Origin of the sequence: Gracilibacillus caseinilyticus (genome assembly GCF_022919115.1) — a bacterium.
Classification (GTDB): domain Bacteria; phylum Bacillota; class Bacilli; order Bacillales; family Amphibacillaceae; genus Gracilibacillus; species Gracilibacillus caseinilyticus.
The window spans coordinates 3896001-3910645 of record NZ_CP095072.1 but is presented as its reverse complement, the minus strand read 5'-3'; the positions used below and the strand labels follow the sequence as shown (position 1 = coordinate 3910645).

Genomic DNA, 14645 nt, shown 5'->3' with positions numbered 1-14645 from the left:
AATGAGGTGTAAGAATGGGTATGATCAGAGAATCAATGGCGCTTCCTGTAGATAATTTCTTGGGGATGCTCATATATGCTGTCATTTATATGGCGGTAGCTGGACTTATTAGTGGATTATCCTTAACATTTATTCCGAACAGATTTCCATATGCAGTAAAGAGTTTAATCGTTTTCATTGCAATCGTAATAAGTTTGTTAATCTGGTGGCAAGTAATATTAAGTCCTGCGCTGGAAATATAGTGAAAGGGACTGTGGCGTGGCAGAAGTGTGTATGCTAGAAAACGAACAATCAAACTATAATTAAGTACTGTTCTGAATTACAAGTGATGCGAGGTAGAAGAATACTGCGAAGTAATGACGATTTGGTGTGAGAATTCACGTTAATTAGCGTTGGGACCATTTTGACATATTTTATATGCTAAGATACCGCTCCGGCCAACTACTTCGCGTCCCGCGGGAGTCTACTTGGATGGCCTGCGCTAATGTTTAAGCTCTACAACAGACGTAAGAGGTGAAATATTGAGTGTATTCTCCAGTGTCCATACGTGATGCTAATGATGCATATTAGCATCACGGTTTCTAGCTGTTCCTATCGTTGTCGAGCTTGCTACGCACATAAAATATGTCAAAATAGCCAAATTGTTATACAACTCTCTTTCACATCGACTGTAATTAGAGTATTTTTGTTAGAAATTACTTCGCAGTTCATTTTTACAGCATAAGAAAAAAGCCGAACATTGCATGAATCTTGTTTGATCAGGATTCGAGTTATGTTCGGCTTTTATTTGGCTAGAAATCTTTGGTCCCAGCCTGGATGAAACTTAAAACGTTGCTACGTTTCCTGCTTTTGCTTTCGGCTGTTTTAAGGTTTCGGTCGTTGTTTCTTTCGCCGGCTCTTCAAGGAAGAACATACAGATAAAGCAAATGACAGCGGACAAGCCGATTAGAATAAAGAATAGACTTGGGCTTACCATGCTGAAAATGGTTAAGAATACAACTGAGCCAATATTTCCGTATGCACCAACCATACCAGATATTTGACCAGTTACCGACTTTTTAATCGTCGGTACCATAGCAAACACAGCACCTTCGCCGGCCTGCACAAAGAAAGAACATCCCATTGTTACGACTACAGCCACCCAAATTGGCCAACCGGAACCGATCAGCGCCATGCCCATATAACCTACAGCTAAACCACCGATAAAGATCATCAATGATTTTTTACGGCCGAATTTGTCACTAAACCAGCCTCCACTTGGACGTGACATCAGGTTCATGAATGCAAAGCTCCCTGCTATTAGACCAGCCTGTGCAACGCCCAATGAAAAGGTTTCTTCGAAAAATAATGGTAACATCGATACAACAGCTAGCTCCGAGCCAAACGTACAGAAATAAGCAAAATTAAGGATTGCTACCTGTTTGAAGGAATACTTTTCTTTCTCAGGTACTCCTTGTTCCAGATGCTCTTTATTCACACTCCAAATCTTTGATAAATTATAAAAGAACAAGGCGACTAATGCCACGATAATAACTATCATCACTTGTAAACTGATAAAATCTAAATTCCATAAACGATAGCTTTGAAAAATTAAGATACCGAAAAGGGGAATACTCATGAACATAAGACCTGTTAAATCACGATAACTGGTTACTTCTAGCGCGCCGCTCTTTTTCGGTTTGCGATACGTGATCCCTTCAGGTGTATCTTCGACAATTTTCATGAACAGAAAGCCGTAGACTAAGCTGATAATACCAGTAAGAGCGATCGCATATCTCCAGCCATCTTCTCCACCAAATAACAATGCGAGTGCTGGCAATGTCATCGATGCTGCGGCAGAACCGAAGTTACCCCAGCCTCCATAAATACCTTCTGCAAATCCGACACTTTTTGTTGAAAACCATTCTGATACCAGACGAATTCCAATGACAAAACCTGCACCAATCAGTGCTAAAAATATTCGAGAAATCATCAATTGTGTAAAGCTAGTAGAAAGGGCAAAGGCAAAACAGGGAATACTTAAAATTATTAGTAAACTTGAAAATACTCTTTTAGGACCAAAACGATCAACGAACATTCCAATTAAGTAACGTGCGGGAATAGTTAGGGTGACGTTAGCTACAGTCAGCAATGCCACCTCGTCATTCGTTAAACCAAATTGTTGCTTTAATGTAGACATAAATGGAGCCATATTAAACCAGACGACAAAAGTAATAAAGAATGCGAGTGTAGTAAAGCCAAGTGTTTTAATGTTTCCTTGATATCCTGTTTTCACTTAAATAACCTCCTATGGTTTGTGATGGTTTCATTATAAAAGACTGGAAGTAATAAACAACCAAGTCGTGAAGTTATCTAACATGGAAATATCATTATTATCCTGTTTTCTCAAAAACAATGTAAGAAAATATAACAAGAAAACACGAATAAGTCTCTGGCAGAAAAACAGCAGAGACATACATGTGATAATTAAAGCGCTTTTGCGTTAATCGATTTTTTGATTGAGGCTGGTTTGCTTTGCAAATGTAATTGTGTTGTAGAACAAAAACAGACTAGTAACACAAATGATATAACTATAAAAAACATGGATGGAAAAAACAAATTGAGTACTGCTAAAAAGCATAGTGACCCAATATTTCCGTATGCACCAACCATACCAGCAATTTGACCGGTTTGATTTTGTTTGACATGAGAGACCATCGAGAATATGGCCCCAGAAGCAGCTTGACTTACAAACGAGCAACAAACTGTAATCATTAATGCTAAGAATATTGGCCAACTGCTATTAATTAACGTCATTAATAGATAGAGACAGGTAAGTACAGCTAATAGCAGCAATGTTACTTTTTTCCGTCCGAATCGATCACTCAGCCAGCCACCAGCAGGACGAGCAATAAGGTTAGTAAAAGCAAAGCTGGAGGCAATCGCTGCTGCAAAGACTGTGGTGATCGCAAATGTTTCCTGGAAAAACATTGGCAGCATTGAAATAATCGCTAATTCGGAGCCGAATGTTGAGAAATAACCTAAGCTTAATATAGCAACATTCTTCATGGAAAACTTCTCTTTAGAGGGTATCTTTTTTTGTAAATATACTTGGTTCTCTTTCCATCTTTTTCGCATGTTGAAGATATAAAATACGGCAATGCCTCCGTATAGTATTTTGGCCAGATTTGATGGTAATACCGATGTATTTTCCAGTGTCCAGATTAAAATAGCAAACCCGCCATATACAGGAAAGTTTAACAACATGAGGAAAACAAGGTCAGTCGAACTGGTTGCTTTTATAGGATTGGCTGTATTCGTATAATGAAATGTTTTCCATTCAGGTGTATCTTTAGCTTTGAAATGGAAAAACAAGCCATAGATTAACGCAAGAAGACCAGTGATAAATATTGCATAGCGCCAGCCGTTATCTCCTCCGAAAAACAAAGCAAGAGAGGGGAGAGTAAGTGCTGCAAAAGAAGAACCAAAATTCCCCCACCCTGCATAGATACCTTGCGCCAGACCGGATTGATGATTTGGATACCATTCAGATACCATTCTGATTCCGATCACAAAGCTGGCACCAATAGTACCTAAGATCAATCTGGAGATAAGCAGCTGAATATAAGATGTACCGATCGCAAATAGAAAGCAGGGCATACTCATTATGATTAAGAATATAGAAAATACTTTCTTTGGCCCATATCGATCAACTAATCGTCCAAAAATGATTCTTCCTGGGATACTTAATGCCAGGTTAACAATCATCAATGCACCTATTTCATCTTTTGTAAGCGAAAGTTGATCTTGAATCGAAGACTGGAAAGGTGCCATATTGAACCAAACCATAACACTGATAAAAAAGGCTATTGTAGCAATTGTCAGCATCTGTTTCTGACCTTGATAATCCTGATTTATACTAGTCATCGTATTACTCCTTTATAACGGTGAGTGTTGGTATATAGAGGTGATATATATTAGTCATCTCTGTTAGCCATCTATCGGGCTGAGTCGGACGACATTCATTTTAAACCCGGGCATTTTACAATAGGGATCCAGTTGATCGGCCACAAGTCGATTTACATTTTGATCTTCTGTCCAATGAAATGGAACGAAAACAGTGTCTTGGCGAATGGTAGAAGAATATCTGCTTCTGACAACGATCCATCCTTGTTCAGATGTGATCCGAACAAGTGAGTTAGGTTGAATACTATATTTAGCTGCAGTATCTGGATGTATTTCTACAAATGCCTCGAAATCACGAGCCGCAAGTGAAGGACTTTTTCTCGTTTGTTCACCAGTTAAATAGTGACTCATTACTCTGCCAGTTGTTAAAAACAATGGATATTGTTCAGTCGGTACGGGCTTCAATTGTTTGCTTTGACAAGGAATAGCTACCATTTTTGCTTTTCCATTTGGATGAGCAAATGATTCTTCAAACAAGCGCTCTGTTCCTTTGTGCCTGGTATCAGGGCAGGGCCAAAGGATTCCTTTCTCCTGTCTTAAACGCTGATAGGTTATGCCAGAATAATCTGCTTTACCGCCTTTGCTTGCGATACGCAGCTCCTCAAAGATTGCTTCTGCATTTTCGAAATCAAAATATTGCTTCTTTCCTAATATACTTGCTATTTCACAAAGAATTTGCCAATCATGCTTGGCTTCTCCTTGGATAGGATAACTGGCTTCGCGTAATAGGACACGTCCTTCGACGTTCGTTAAAGTACCTTCATCTTCTAAATAGGAAGTGGCAGGTAATACTAGATCCGCTAACTTCGCAGTTTCAGAGAGAAACAGATCCGTTACCACTAAAAACTTTAACTGTTTCAGGGCTTTTTTAATAAGGTTGGCGTTAGGATTAGAAACAACGGGATTGGAACACATGACGAACATACTGGTAATCTCACCATCTATGATACGCTCAAACATTTCATAGGCGGAAACTCCCTTACGAGGCAATTGTTCTGCTGTAACCCCCCATACATTGGCGATGTATTGCCGATCCTGTTCATTCTCGATTAACCGATAGCCTGGTAACTGGTCTGCTTTTTGGCCATGCTCCCGTGCGCCTTGTCCATTTCCTTGGCCTGTGATTGCACCGTAGCCGGAATAGGGTTTACCAATTTTGCCTGTTGCAAGTAGAAGATTTAAGAAGGCGCGCACTGTATCGGTACCATTAATTTGTTGTTCAATACCACGAGCTGTAAAAACCATTCCAGATGATTCGCGCCCGAACACAAGCGCCATTTGGTACAAGTCATCCAATGATACGCCAGCACTATCGGCTAATTTATCTAATTGGAGTGTATTCACATAGTCTTGAACTACGTGGAAGTCTTCTGTTCTTTCCTGAATAAATGCATGATCCAATAAGTCTAAATCGATTAGAATTTTCATAACAGCATTGGCAATATAGACATCTGTTCCAGGTTTATTTTTAATGTGTAAATCGGCTAATTTGGTTGTACTTGTTTCCCGTGGATCAATCGCAATGATAAATGCGCCATTTTCCTTTGCTTTTTCAAAGTAAGGCATAATGGTAGGCTGGCATTCAGCTATATTGGTGCCAGCTAAGATGATGCATCTGGTGTGAGGTACCTCTTGCAATGAATTTGTAAAACCACGATCTACACCGAAACTCATATTGGCCGCTGTTGCAGCGGAAGCCATACATAGTCTGCCATTGTAGTCGATATGCTTTGTCTCTAATGCAACCCGGGCGAATTTACCGAGTAAGTATGCTTCTTCATTGGTGATAGAGGCGCTTCCATAGACCGATAATGCATCTTTTCCGTCTTCTTGCTGAATCTTTGTAAATTGTTCAGCGATAATTTGGTAGGCTTGCTCCCAGCTAATCGGTTCAAATACACCATTTACCTTGTGAAGTGGTTTTTTTAACCGGTCGTGATGGAGCGCATGCTGATGAGCATTCATACCTTTCACGCAAAGTCGGCCCTGTGATGTGGGATTATCCTTTCCGATGGTTTTATGTTTTTTTCTTGTAATTACCCGTTGTTCGATCAGTTGCATTTTGCATTGCATACTGCAATATGGGCATTGTGTGTCATAAATACTTTCTGTTTGCACTTTTTGCTGTTTATCGCGAAAATATTTAAGCATTAGTTCTGTCATAGAACTGTCCCCTTTCTAACCCAATCTCTTTATGGTTGAAGATTTCGCACAAGCATTTGTTTTCGTTTTGTTTGATCATGCTGTAAGTTAGAACACAACATCTCGTGAAATTCTCTGTTTAATAATACTTCTCGAATATGCACGGGACCTGCACGTTCAATCCATTGCAACAGGTTCTCTTGAAAGTTGCCTGATTGACGATAATATTGAATTAACGCTAACAGAATTAATGTCATTTCTTCTGCAGTGTCTGTAGCGTAAAGAATCTGTTGTTGCATATCCTTCTGCGTAATCAAATCCCAGCTGTTTTTGGTTTGTAGGATGGCTAAATCAAAATACTGTCGGTCCAATTCCTCTCTGCAACAGAATAGTTTTATCGTCACCTGATAAGGCAGATTAACGAACTCCGTCTGTTTTTCAAGCTGGGTGGCTAGATTGATTTGTTGTAGCTTATTGCATTGACAACTACTCTCGGGTATTGCAATACTCTTTATGGAATAATTTGTATAGCCATGAAGCAGCATATTTAGCTCACGGCAAAGCGGGAGAAGATGCTCCTCTGGAATATGACAAATTTTCAAGCGTTGTTCAGTTGTGATATAAATATTATCTAGTTGATAATGACGTAATAGTTTACTGACTTGATGAAGGTCGTTTGTGTGAATAATCCCCCCATAAGTTTGTGGAATAATCGTATACGTACCATCTGTTTCTAAAATGGCATTTGTTTTTGGATCTAAATAAAAGATCTGATTATTCATAAAATTCTGCGGATAAATCATTTCAAGATAATAGTTTAAGGCCGGCAGACATGTAGAACATCCAGTTGCATTGTTCCACGCTAACTCCTGAAATATCATTGACAAGGAAGTCAGTTTTTTGTACTGAATTTCGCTTACAATTTCATCTTCGGTAAGTGGTGTGCAAGTACAGAAACGATTATCTTGTACGGTTTCATGGAAATAATCACTATGGATATAATCTAGTAACTCCTGAACGACAGGTTTACATCCGCCGCATGAGCTGGACGCTTTCGTACAGGATTTGACATCCTCTACAGTTTGTAGATCTTTAGAAACGACTTGTTCGATAATGCACGATTTCGAAACACTGTTACATGTACAGACATTTTCATTTCGTGGCAATGTCGCTGCGTATGATTCATTGATGTTGACCGGCTGTAGAAGGGAGGGTTTTTGATGATCTGGTATATACTTCCGTTTCCAGATGATATCCAACAAACTTCCACTTAATGAAGTATCCCCATATAATACAGCACCAACTGCTTTATCCTGCTCAAATAACACTTTTTGATAGGTGCCATTAATTTCGTCATATCCAAAGATTGATTTCGTTTGTTCTGTATCTTTGATTTGACCGACAGAGAACAAATCAATACCAGAAATTTTTAATTGTGTATAGACAGTAGAACCTTGATATACTCCTGCTTTTTTCGTTAACTGTTTTGCCAGGATATCAGCCTGCTCATATAACGGTTTAACCAGTCCATATACGATACCGTTGTGTTCCGCACATTCCCCAACTGCGTAGATATGTTCATCGTTTGTTTGTAAATATTGATCGACGACTATTCCGCGGTTGATTTCTAAACCGGTCTCTTTAGCGAGTGAGATATTTGGTTTTATACCCACTGCCATGATCACTAAGTCAGCCTCAATCGACGTACCATCTTTAAAACGCAGTCCTTCTGCTCGTGCATCACCATAGATTTCTGCAGTGTCTTTTCCTAACAAAAATTGCATACCTTGTACTTCAAGTTCCTTTTTCAGCATTATTCCTGCGGTCTGATCCAATTGATTATTTAACAGTTGATCAGCCAAATGGATGACATCGACTTCCATTCCCAGGTTAAGAAGTCCGCGAGCAGCTTCCAGTCCTAATAATCCACCTCCAATGACGGCAGCTTTCTTATATTTTTTGCTTGCTTCTATCATCTGTTTACAATCATCTATTGTACGAAATGCCATTACACCTTCTTTATTCGCACCAGGAAGAGGTAATATAAACGGATTTGATCCGGTTGCGATTATCAGGCGATCATAATTTACTTTTCTATTCTTATCTGTATAAACAAATTGTTCTTTTCTATTAATCTCTAAAACTGTTTCATTCGGATATAACGTAATTTCGTTTTCCTCGTACCATTTCCAATCATGTATTGTAATGTCATCAAAAGTTATATCTCCTTGCAATACAGAAGATAACATGATGCGACTGTAATTTGTATATGGTTCAGAACCGAATATCGTCATCTCGTATAAGGAAGTATTCTCTTGCAGCAGGTGCTCGATCGTCTTTAGTCCTGCCATACCGTTGCCGATCAAGACCAGCTTCTGTTTTTTCATATCGATTGTTCCCCCCAGTTTTGCGTTACAACGAACGATTTATCGATAAACGAAGCGTATCATGAGATTTTATTACATGTCTTTGTATATGTAAGAAAATGTAACGACCTTTTTAGAAAAGATGTATTATGGATACACAAAATAATATGTCAGAAAATTTAACAAATTCATGGAAGGTGGAAATTAATAGCATTACGATGGGATTAAGATAAATTTCCAAATTGGGGGATTCACAAATGGCAAAGAAAAAACTAGTACTAATAGGTAATGGGATGGCAGGTATTCGTGCAATCGAAGAAATTCTTCAGTTATTACCAGACCAATTTGATATTACGGTCTTTGGTAAAGAACCTTACCCGAATTACAATCGGATACAGCTTTCGAAAGTATTGCAAGGGGATACGGAAATTAAAGATATTACCTTAAATGAATGGCAATGGTATGAAGACAATGGAATTTTACTTTATCCAGGGGAAACCGTAACAAAAATTGATAAACAAAAACAGGTGGTATATACCGATAAAGGAAAAGAAACAGCTTATGATCATCTAATTATTGCCACAGGTTCCAACCCGTTTATGTTGCCACTGCCAGGTGCAGATAAAGAAGGTGTGACAGCGTTCCGTGATATTGAAGATTGTGAAAAAATGATTGATGCTTCTAAAAATTACAAACGTGCTGCAGTAATTGGCGGTGGCTTATTAGGATTAGAAGCGGCGCGAGGCTTACTGAATTTAGGCATGGAAGTCGATGTTATCCATATCGCTGATTATTTAATGGAACGACAGCTTGATCATGCAGCTGCGGAATTACTGCAAAAAGAATTAGAATCACAGGGTATGAATTTTTATCTAGAAAAACAAACATCCGAAATTACTGGTAAAAAAAGAGTAACAGGATTGAAGTTTAAAGATGGTGGCGCAATTCCGGCTGATTTAGTTGTGATGGCGGTCGGGATTAAACCGAATATCGCGTTGGCACAGGAATCTGGTGTTGAAGTCAATCGCGGGATCGTCGTTAACGACCATATGGAGACGAATATTCCTAATATTTATGCAGTAGGGGAATGTGCCGAACATCGAGAAATGGTGTATGGATTAGTTGCTCCATTATATGAACAAGGCCAAGCATTAGCAAAACAAATATGTGGTATGAACCATCAGGGCTATAAAGGATCTGTTTTATCTACACAGCTTAAAGTATCTGGTGTTGATGTCTTCTCTACCGGATTAATCAATGAGACTGCAGACACAAAATCAATTAAAGTATTTGATGAATGGCAAAATACGTATAAGAAAATTTTGGTCCAGAATGACAAATTAACAGGTGCGGTTCTTTTCGGTGACACAAAAGAAGGAACAAAATTACTGAGTCTGATAAAAAAAGGTGCCAATGTCCAAGAGTATCTTGAAAGTCAACAGGCAGGTGATGATGGCGAAAGTGTTGTCGCCGCCATGAGTGATGAAGAAATTATTTGTGGCTGTAACGGTGTATCCAAAGGCACAATCGTTAGTGCGATTAAAAACGATGGCTTATTAACAGTAGAGCAAGTGAAAGGCAAAACAAATGCATCTCGTTCTTGTGGTACTTGTAAGAATCTTGTTTCTGATTTACTTACGGATACACTTGGTGATGAGTATGAAGCAGATACGAAAGAATCGATCTGTGCTTGCACAGACTTAACTCGAGATGAAGTAGTAGCAGAGATCAAGGAAAAAGGATTAACCTATTCGAAGGAAGTCATGAACGTCTTAGAATGGAAAACAGAAGAAGGCTGCTCTAAATGTAAACCAGCGCTTAACTATTATTTAGGAATGGTTTATCCTCAAGAACATGAAGACGAACGAGAGTCCCGCTTTGTCAATGAAAGACTTCATGCCAACATCCAAAAAGATGGAACCTATTCCGTCGTTCCCAGAATGTATGGTGGTGTCACAAATGCAGAGGATTTACGGACAATTGCTGATGTTGCCGATAAATATGATGTCGGTATGATCAAACTGACAGGTGGTCAGCGTATTGACTTACTGGGAGTTAAAAAAGAGGACCTTCCAGATGTGTGGAAAGACTTGGGGATGCCTTCAGGATATGCATATGGAAAGTCAGTTCGTACCGTAAAAACATGTGTCGGCGCAGAGTTTTGCCGATTCGGAACACAGGATTCTACTGGGATGGGAATTCAGTTAGAGAAAAAATTCGAAGGTTTAAACACACCACACAAAGTAAAGATGGGTGTATCTGCCTGTCCACGTAACTGTGCAGAAGGTGGCATTAAAGATGTAGGCGTTGTCGGGTTAGATGGTGTATGGGAAGTATATGTCGGTGGAAATGGTGGTACCGATCTGCGAAAAGCGGAACTCTTAGTGAAAGTAAAAACTCAACAGGAAGTATTAGAATATACGGCAGCTTTCCTACAATACTATCGTGAAAATGCTAGTTACCTAGAAAGAACTTCTCACTATGTCGAACGTGTTGGTATTGAACATGTTCAAGAGATTGTCAACGATGATCAATTACGTGCAGAATTAAATGCAAGAATGGATCAAGCGCTATCTGTTTATCAAGAACCATGGAGCCATGTATTAGAAAGTGAAACAACCTTAAAAGACTTGTATCAGAAAGTAACAGCTAAATAACGGATGGGGGAATCAAAATGGAACAACGAACGGTAGGTAAAGTGTTAATCGGCAATTATGAGGATTTACCAGTCAGTCTTGGTAAAGCAGTAGTGGTTGATGATAAAGAACTGGCAGTATTTCGTTTGTCGAACGGTAAAGTCAAAGCAATTGAAAACAAATGCCCGCATCGAGGCGGCGTACTATCTGAAGGAATGGTAAGTGGAGAACACGTATTCTGTCCATTACATGACTGGAAAATTAATGTATCAGATGGATTGGTGCAAGCTCCGGATGAAGGCTGTGTTCAAACCTACAAAACAACAATAGAAGATAATAAAGTGTACGTTGAAATAACAGATCAATAAAATGCGAAAGAGGCTGGGATAATAGGTTTCTATCAAAATAAAAGCCAAACATAACAAGAAATCTCATCAATCAAGGTTCAAGTTATGTTCGGCTTTTCTTCTTTTTCTTTAAAGAATGCTGCGAAGTAACTTATTGCAAAAATACTCTAATTACAGTCGATGTGAAAGTGAGTTGTATAACAATTTGGCTATTTTGACATATTTTATGTGCGTAGCAAAGCTCCGGAAATATGCTCCGCGTCCTGTGGGTCAGCCTCGGAAAGCAAAGCCTGCTTTCATTCGGTATCTTAGCACATAAAATATGTCAAAATGATTTCACAGCTAAACATCACATTTTCACAGTATCTTTCTATCATATTTATAGCAAAAATAGGTGGGAGCAACTTAAAAAAGGGGGATAACAAATGGGGAAAGTTTATCTGGTTGGAGCAGGTCCGGGAGATCCTGATTTAATCACCGTAAAAGCATTAAAAGCGATTCAGCAAGCAGATGTCATTCTGTATGATCGTCTAGTCAATCCACAATTGTTAAAAGAAGCGAAAGAGGAAGCAGATTTAATTTATTGCGGGAAGTTACCGAAATTACACTTGATGAAACAAGATACGATTAATCATTTACTCATTAAATATGGTAAGAAAGGGAAGAATGTAGTACGATTAAAGGGAGGAGATCCTTTTGTATTCGGTAGAGGTGCGGAAGAAGCGGAAGCTTTAGCCAAAAACGGAATCCATTATGAAGTTGTGCCAGGGATAACCGCGGGTATTGCTGCACCGGCACATGCCGACATCCCTGTGACTCATCGGGAACTGGGACGATCTTTTGCTGTCGTTACCGGCCATTGTAAAAACGGCGAACCATCTGAAATCAAATGGGAATACCTCGCCAAATCCGTTGATACTATTGCGATATACATGGGAATGAGTAATCTCGGATATATTACGGAACAATTAATAAGCCATGGTTTGTCAGCCTCAACACCAATAGCAATAATCCAGGAAGGAACGACTGCTAATCAGAAGATGATATGCGGTACGTTACAAACGATCATACAGCAAGTAGAAAAGCATCAAATACAAAATCCTGCTATGATTGTTATAGGAGAAGTTGTAAAAGTTGGTGAAAGGCTGCAATATTTAAAAGAAAGCTTTCAGGAGATAAAGCCAATTTCAACTGCATTATAGGAGTGAGCACAAGTGGAAGCTGTTATTTATATTTGTCACGGAAGTAGATTAACAGAATCAAAGAAAGAATCAATAGAACTGATAGAAAAAGTTAAGAATAATATTGATGCCCCCATTCAGGAAACATGTTTTTTAGAATTGCAGGAGCCGACATTGGCACAAGCAATTGATAATGCAGTGAAGCAAGGAGCGACAAATCTTTATATTATGCCGATTTTATTATTGACGGCTGGTCATGCGAAGAAAGATATTCCGGCAATGATAGAAAAGGAAAAAGAAAAACATTCAAATCTATCTTTTTATTATGGTCGTGCGATCGAGGTAGAACCGAAAATGATCGAGGTTTTAGTCGATCGGATCAATGCTTGTACCAATGATCCTGGAAACTATGATATGTTGCTTGTCGGGCGTGGAAGCAGTGACCCACAAGCGGTGGAGAATACAGAAACCTTAGCTGAAATGCTTCGTCATCAATTTTCTGGTAATCGTATTGAAAAATGTTTCCTAGCAGCTAGCGAACCTAAATTTGAACCTTTTTTAGCAGATAAGGTCCACCAAGGAAAATCAGTATTAGTGATACCTTATATCTTATTTACTGGTCTGCTGGATCGTGGAATCAAGGATTACTTGACAACATTTGAATTGGAACCAGGGCAAGAAATATTACGATCGGATTATCTGGGTCATCATCCGCTGATTGTGGATATTTTAACAGAAAGAGTAGTAGAAGTAAGAGAAGGAGCGAGTACGGATGCAACAATGGCTGAAAGAAGTAGCTAGAGGTAAGAAAGGTTCAAAAGATTTACCGTATGAAGAGACAGTTAAAATTGCGGAAACAATGCTGACAAACGAAGCGACAGATGCGCAAATTGCCGCCTATCTGGTAGCAGAGCGTATTAAAATGGAGACGCCTGAAGAATTGCTAGCGTTTATTCATACACTACAAAAGCATGCTGATCGCTTTCATTTATCAAAAGAGATGCAGCAACAAACAATTGATTTTGTCGGTCCTTATAATGGTCGTAATTCATTTGCTGCTACCATTCCTGTCTCCATATTATTAGCGGAGCAAGGTATTCCTGCTTTCCTCTCGGCAAGTGATACGTTACCGCCTAAATACGGTACATCATTGAAGTCAATCATTCAAGCACTTGGCTTAGCATCTGATACTGATAAGTCCAAGAATGAAGCGCGATTTGTACAACATCGTTTTGCTTTTGCAGATACAGAAAAATATTGTTTGCCGCTCGCAAGCATCCGTTCGATTCGTAAGGAAATTGGAGTGCGAACCTTGTTTAATACAGTGGAAAAACTAGTCAATATTGCACAGGCACGAAATGTAATGCTAGGTGCCTTTCACCGTACTGCTATCAACAATCTAGCACATGTTTTCAAACAGCTTGATTATGACCATGTTTTTCTCGTGCAGGGGTTAGAAGGATCAGAAGATGTACCTGTCCATCGAAACAGTTTTGTATTTGATTGGACACCTGATGGTTTGGAATCTTTTTCGGTTAAGCCAAAGGATTATGGGCTGTATTCGGATGATTTTGATAAATCAGTGAAACTGTCTGCAGAAGAGCAGGCTGCTATTGTACGTTCTGTCTTTGCTGGGGAGGCATTGCCGGAAAATCAATATTATTATCATCAAATTCTGTTAAATGCTGGGTTGCGCTATTATTTATTTAAAGTAACCAATTCAATTGAAGAGGGTACTGAACTGGCCGATCAGCAAATTAAATCGGGTAAGGCGATGGAAAAATTACAGCAATTGCAAAAAGACAAATGTGAGGTAAGTTAAATCTTCACATTTGTCTTTTGTGTAAGTAAAGAAAGTGATTAAAGGCGAATCGCAGAAGTAATCTTGCTCAGGATGAAGGGTGGGTCCTTGTAATACCGATTATGCTAGCATAGCGATCTTTTGAAATGTTGTTAGTGCAAGGATTACGCTCCGGTCCCGCGGGAGTTGGCTTGCGCTAAGATAGTACTCTACAACTTTTGTAAGAA

Annotated in this window: 10 protein-coding genes; 6 read left to right on the top strand and 4 right to left on the bottom strand. The window is 39.1% G+C overall.

Features of this window, described 5'->3' with window-relative positions; translation table 11 throughout:
- Positions 1–14: 14 nt before the first annotated feature.
- On the top strand, positions 15–242 hold the full coding sequence (locus MUN88_RS18770) for a hypothetical protein (RefSeq protein WP_244718052.1): 228 nt from the start codon (positions 15–17) through the stop codon (positions 240–242).
- Between the two features lie 581 nt (positions 243–823).
- Here MUN88_RS18770 and MUN88_RS18765 read toward each other — a convergent pair.
- The 4 genes from MUN88_RS18765 to nirB (MUN88_RS18750) all read right to left on the bottom strand — a co-directional run bounded on the left by MUN88_RS18765 (position 824) and on the right by nirB (MUN88_RS18750) (position 8474).
- Positions 824–2275: a NarK family nitrate/nitrite MFS transporter gene (locus MUN88_RS18765; protein WP_244718050.1), complete on the bottom strand. Its 1452-nt coding sequence runs from the start codon at positions 2273–2275 to the stop codon at positions 824–826.
- A gap of 191 nt (positions 2276–2466) precedes the next feature.
- Entirely contained in the window at positions 2467–3906 is a 1440-nt protein-coding gene (locus MUN88_RS18760) for an MFS transporter (RefSeq protein WP_244718048.1), read from the bottom strand.
- Positions 3907–3969: 63 nt separating this feature from the next.
- Entirely contained in the window at positions 3970–6108 is a 2139-nt protein-coding gene (gene nasC, locus MUN88_RS18755) for an assimilatory nitrate reductase catalytic subunit NasC (RefSeq protein ID WP_244718046.1), read from the bottom strand.
- 29 nt (positions 6109–6137) lie between these two features.
- A complete protein-coding gene (nirB, locus tag MUN88_RS18750) occupies positions 6138–8474 on the bottom strand; it encodes a nitrite reductase large subunit NirB (RefSeq protein ID WP_244718044.1) in 2337 nt (778 codons plus the stop codon).
- A gap of 236 nt (positions 8475–8710) precedes the next feature.
- On the opposite strand from nirB (MUN88_RS18750), the gene nirB (MUN88_RS18745) reads away from it, so the two are divergent.
- The 5 genes from nirB (MUN88_RS18745) to MUN88_RS18725 all read left to right on the top strand — a co-directional run bounded on the left by nirB (MUN88_RS18745) (position 8711) and on the right by MUN88_RS18725 (position 14439).
- A complete protein-coding gene (nirB, locus tag MUN88_RS18745) occupies positions 8711–11110 on the top strand; it encodes a nitrite reductase large subunit NirB (RefSeq protein ID WP_244718042.1) in 2400 nt (799 codons plus the stop codon).
- Between the two features lie 17 nt (positions 11111–11127).
- Positions 11128–11457 (top strand): nitrite reductase small subunit NirD, encoded by a 330-nt coding sequence (gene nirD, locus MUN88_RS18740; protein WP_244718040.1) that lies wholly within the window; start codon positions 11128–11130, stop codon positions 11455–11457.
- Between the two features lie 404 nt (positions 11458–11861).
- On the top strand, positions 11862–12638 hold the full coding sequence (cobA, locus tag MUN88_RS18735; RefSeq protein ID WP_244718038.1) for a uroporphyrinogen-III C-methyltransferase: 777 nt from the start codon (positions 11862–11864) through the stop codon (positions 12636–12638).
- 12 nt (positions 12639–12650) lie between these two features.
- Positions 12651–13418 carry a sirohydrochlorin chelatase gene (locus MUN88_RS18730; protein ID WP_244718036.1) on the top strand — a complete coding sequence of 256 codons (768 nt, stop codon included), beginning with the start codon at positions 12651–12653 and terminating at the stop codon, positions 13416–13418.
- The gene (locus MUN88_RS18725) at positions 13390–14439 is read left to right on the top strand and encodes an anthranilate phosphoribosyltransferase (protein WP_244718034.1); all 1050 of its coding nucleotides are present in this window, start codon (positions 13390–13392) and stop codon (positions 14437–14439) included. The genes MUN88_RS18730 and MUN88_RS18725 overlap by 29 nt, the downstream gene beginning before the upstream one ends.
- Positions 14440–14645 lie beyond the last annotated feature (206 nt).

Bases quoted from the DNA above. Each gene is read 5' to 3' on its own strand.
- MUN88_RS18770 (WP_244718052.1), top strand. From the start codon at position 15: ATGGGTATGATCAGAGAATCAATGGCGCTTCCTGTAGATAATTTCTTG.
- MUN88_RS18760 (WP_244718048.1), bottom strand. From the start codon at position 3,906: ATGACTAGTATAAATCAGGATTATCAAGGTCAGAAACAGATGCTGACA.
- nasC (WP_244718046.1), bottom strand. From the start codon at position 6,108: ATGACAGAACTAATGCTTAAATATTTTCGCGATAAACAGCAAAAAGTG.
- nirB (WP_244718044.1), bottom strand. From the start codon at position 8,474: ATGAAAAAACAGAAGCTGGTCTTGATCGGCAACGGTATGGCAGGACTA.
- nirB (WP_244718042.1), top strand. From the start codon at position 8,711: ATGGCAAAGAAAAAACTAGTACTAATAGGTAATGGGATGGCAGGTATT.
- nirD (WP_244718040.1), top strand. From the start codon at position 11,128: ATGGAACAACGAACGGTAGGTAAAGTGTTAATCGGCAATTATGAGGAT.
- cobA (WP_244718038.1), top strand. From the start codon at position 11,862: ATGGGGAAAGTTTATCTGGTTGGAGCAGGTCCGGGAGATCCTGATTTA.
- MUN88_RS18725 (WP_244718034.1), top strand. From the start codon at position 13,390: ATGCAACAATGGCTGAAAGAAGTAGCTAGAGGTAAGAAAGGTTCAAAA.